Annotated in this window: 5 protein-coding genes; 2 read left to right on the top strand and 3 right to left on the bottom strand. The window is 67.8% G+C overall.

Annotated features, from left to right (window positions below; genetic code table 11):
* The 3 genes from ACFR9S_RS00795 to ACFR9S_RS00785 all read right to left on the bottom strand — a co-directional run.
* Positions 1–611: TolB family protein (locus tag ACFR9S_RS00795; protein WP_379817753.1), on the bottom strand; the 611-nt coding region annotated here is incomplete at its 3' end.
* A 2-nt stretch (positions 612–613) separates the two neighbouring features.
* Positions 614–1,162 (bottom strand): hypothetical protein, encoded by a 549-nt coding sequence (locus ACFR9S_RS00790; protein ID WP_379731421.1) that lies wholly within the window; start codon positions 1,160–1,162, stop codon positions 614–616.
* Between the two features lie 150 nt (positions 1,163–1,312).
* Positions 1,313–1,624, bottom strand: coding sequence for an ASCH domain-containing protein (locus tag ACFR9S_RS00785; RefSeq protein ID WP_379731420.1), 312 nt, complete (start codon positions 1,622–1,624; stop codon positions 1,313–1,315).
* 112 nt (positions 1,625–1,736) lie between these two features.
* On the opposite strand from ACFR9S_RS00785, the gene ACFR9S_RS00780 reads away from it, so the two are divergent.
* Complete coding sequence (locus ACFR9S_RS00780) at positions 1,737–2,084, top strand: thioredoxin family protein (protein WP_379731419.1); 348 nt, start codon at positions 1,737–1,739, stop codon at positions 2,082–2,084.
* Positions 2,085–2,180: 96 nt separating this feature from the next.
* The gene (hflX, locus tag ACFR9S_RS00775; RefSeq protein ID WP_379731426.1) at positions 2,181–3,497 is read left to right on the top strand and encodes a GTPase HflX; all 1,317 of its coding nucleotides are present in this window, start codon (positions 2,181–2,183) and stop codon (positions 3,495–3,497) included.
* Positions 3,498–3,632 lie beyond the last annotated feature (135 nt).

Raw genomic sequence — 3,632 nt, 5'->3', positions numbered from 1 at the left:
ACGGGAGTGGCCGTTCCCTCGTCGCCGTCGACGCGGAACTCGGCGACGACCGATCCCGCGGCGTCCAGCACCTCGATCCCCTCGCCCGTTGGGAGCGCGACGCGGTCGCCGTCGGTCGAGAGGATCGGGTAGTAGACCGGCTTCTCGCGGTCGGTGAGTCGGGTCCAGTCGCCATCGTCGACAACGTAGGCGTCCATGCCGCCTTCGTGGCTCGACCGGACCAGCAGCCGAGCGTCCGGGCCGACCCCGCGGAGTTGGGTCGAGCCGTCCGTGTCGGTCAGGCGCTCTACCTCCCCGTCGCGATCGACGGCGAACACGTCGTACGCCTCCCCGCCGTCGGCGTCGTCCCGGTGGAACAGCACGCGCTCGCCGTCGGGTCCCCACGCGAGCGGCCAGATGTTCGTGTCGCCGGCCTCACCGTCGGTCCAGCGGTCCGTCTCGCCGCTCGCGTGGTCGAGCACGTGGATCTCGTTGCTGCCCGATCCGGTGTAGTAGCACGCGACCCGGCTCCCGTCGGGGGCGACCGCCGCGTGTTTCAGCGTGGGGAGCCGATGGATCGCCTCGGCCGGGGGATCGCGGTCGGTCGTCTCGGAGGGTGTGTCCTCGGCCATCGTCAGTTCCCCAGGTCGAACGCGTCGGCGTTCTCGGCCAGCCACTTCGCGTTGCCGACCTGCCTGTTGAACGCCTGCAGGTGTTTGGACACGTCGCCGCGGTGGTTCGGCCCCTCGGCGCCGGTGGCGTCGACGATGTCGCCGTAGCTCAGCCCCTTCTCGCGGAGCGCGACGATCTGGGCGCGGCGGTCGGGCACGCCGTGGTCGCGAAGCTCCATCGCGCGCTCCTCGGGATGCTGCTCGCGGACGAGCACGCTGTGGTCGTCGCTGTCGGTGTCGTGGACGTGCAGCACGGTGTAGCCGTCGAAGAACCACCGGTTCACGTAGACGCCGCCGTCGGGGTCGTGGCGCTCGTGGTCGGCGCCGTAGTCCTCGACGGGGTACACCTCGAACTGCAGGCGCCCCTCGGGCGTGTCCACGTCCAGGCCGTTCGACTCGGCGTGGGCGTCGTCGCCCACCTCGACGGCGAACTCGCCGTGCTCGGCGAGGGCGGCCAACAGCTCCTTTGCCGGGCCACCGTCCGGTTGGACGGGTGGGGGATCGTCGCTCATCGTGTGTTGGCATCTACACCCCAACTTCTTAGCTGTTGGGGTAGATTAGCCAACACCCACACGCCGCAGTACGGGTCCCGAACCGCAGTTCGACCTACCCATCGCTCGTCGTGAGAGCCTACACGTCGAAAAGTCGGGAAGACCGGGGTCTCAGACTCGCTCGAACCGGTGTCGAACGATCTCGCTGTCGTCGTCCCACTCGAACTCGTCGTGGGACATCTCGAGGATCTGCTTGTAGTGGTCGAGATCCCGGGCACCTTCGGCACGGGCGTCCTCGTCGGTGAGATCGCCCAGCGTTCGCTCGGTCACGTCCGTGATCTCGAAGGTGGTGCCGTCGATCTCGAAGCGGTCACCTTCCTCGGCGTACGCCTGCCCGCGGTGGATCTGTGTGACCTCGCCCTCGAGTGCCTGTTCGCGCATCCGTTCGGTCGGAAGCAGCGTGTCGGCGTGTGCCTCGCTCATAGAGGAATCTGGGGTCGCACGGGGTAAATAGCCCCGGGCGCCGGCACTCGGGGCGTCGACGGCGGGTCGCCGCGGGCAGGAGACATATCCCCCTCCAGCGCCTCTCTCCGGTATGAGCGAAGCGTTCCAGAAACCGCACCGACTCGACACCGGCGAGGAGCTCAACGAGCTGACCGCCGAGCACGACGTGGTGCTCGTCGACTTCTACACCAAGGGCTGCACGCTCTGTCAGTCGATCGAGCCGGTCGTTGGCAACGTCGCCCGCGCGACCGACGCGACCGTCGCGATGCTGAACCCCCAGACCGATCTGGACCTCGTCGACGAGTACGAGATCAAGAGCGTCCCGACGCTGCTTCTGTTCGAGGACGGCGAGGTCGTGGGTCGAATGGCCAGCGGTTTCGAGGGGACCGAGTCGGTCGTCGAGTTCGTGACCGAGAACAGCACCGCCGAGCGCCGGTGAACCACCGAATTCACCGCGGGATTCATGCCCGCGGATCACGAACGTCGACCATGGACGAACCGTCGATCGCGAACGGAACCGGGGTGACCGACAGCCATTCCGACTGATCGAGCAGTCGTCGCCAAGCGCGTCGACGAGGGCGAGGCCGACCTCGAGGAGATCAGCGAGCTCACCCGCTCGGCCGGGTACGAGGTCGTCGGCGAACTGACCCAGCGGCGGACGCAGGACGCCGCCTACCACTTCGGCGAGGGGAAGGTCGACGAGCTCGCCGCGCTCGTGCGGGAGACCGGCGCCGACACCGTCGTCGTCGACAACGAGATGGGGCCGTTCCAGACGTACAACGTCGGGGGGAAGCTGCCCGAGGGCGTCGACGTGCTGGATCGGTTCACCCTGATCCTCGAGCTGTTCGGCCAGCGCGCCCAGACGCGCAAAGCCCAACTGCAGGTCGAGCTCGCGGAGCTACGCTACGAGCTTCCCAGAGCCGAGGCGAAAGCCAGCCTCGCGAAGCGTGACGAGCGCCCCGGCTTCATGGGACTCGGGGAGTACGACGAGTCCCGCGAGCAGGACATCAAAAACCAGATCGCCCGGATCTCCGAGGAGCTCGACCGGATCGCCGAGAAGGAGGAGAAGCGGCGGGCACAGCGCCGCGATCAGGGGTTCGATCTCGTCGCGCTGGCGGGCTACACCAACGCCGGGAAGTCGACGCTGCTGCGCCGGCTCGCGAGCGAACTCGACGTGGACGAGAACGAGGAGCAGCACCCGGACCTCGACTCCACCGCCGAGTCGGAGGACCGTCTGTTCACAACGCTCGGCACCACCACCCGGAAAGCCGACACGGGTACGCGGGAGGTGCTGCTGACCGACACCGTGGGGTTCGTCTCGGACCTCCCCCACTGGCTGGTGGAGTCGTTCAAGTCGACGCTGGATTCGGTGTACTACGCCGACCTCGTGCTGCTGGTCGTCGACGCCTCCGAGCCGGTCGAGGAGATGCGCCAGAAGCTCGTGACCTCCCACGACACGCTGTCGGACCGCAACGAGGCGCCGATCGTCACGGTGTTCAACAAGGCCGACAAGCTCTCGGAGCCGGAGATCGAGCGCCGTGAGCGCGCGCTCTCGGGGCTGGCGCCCAACCCCATCGTCGTCTCGGGGAAGACCGGCGAGAACGTCGACCGCCTGCGCGAGCGCGTCGAGCGCGAACTGCCCGACTGGGAGCAGGAGCGACTGCTCCTGCCCGTGACCGACGAGGCGATGAGCGTCGTCTCCTGGATCCACGACAACGGGAACGTCCACGAGGAGTCCTACGGCGATCAGCAGGTCGTGATCGAGTTCGAGGCGCCGCCGGCGGTGGTGTCGAAGGCACGCTCGAAGGCCGCGGATCTGGATCCGGTAGCAGCCGAGGCCGGCGAGGTCTGAGTTTTCGGGGTCTCTTGCGGATTCGTCGGTCAGTTCCGTGACTTCGTGGCCGATATCGGTGACAGCGACAGCAGCTCGATGCTTGGCTACTTGTGACCGCAGGGTGCCGGGCACGAGGCCCGGCACAGTACCGAG

This window comes from Halolamina salina, assembly GCF_042678005.1.
Taxonomy (GTDB): domain Archaea; phylum Halobacteriota; class Halobacteria; order Halobacteriales; family Haloferacaceae; genus Halolamina; species Halolamina salina.
Note: the sequence above shows the minus strand (reverse complement) of the source record. Positions and strands in the feature narration are given on the sequence as shown.

Bases quoted from the DNA above. Each gene is read 5' to 3' on its own strand.
- ACFR9S_RS00790 (WP_379731421.1), bottom strand. From the start codon at position 1,162: ATGAGCGACGATCCCCCACCCGTCCAACCGGACGGTGGCCCGGCAAAG.
- ACFR9S_RS00780 (WP_379731419.1), top strand. From the start codon at position 1,737: ATGAGCGAAGCGTTCCAGAAACCGCACCGACTCGACACCGGCGAGGAG.
- ACFR9S_RS00785 (WP_379731420.1), bottom strand. From the start codon at position 1,624: ATGAGCGAGGCACACGCCGACACGCTGCTTCCGACCGAACGGATGCGC.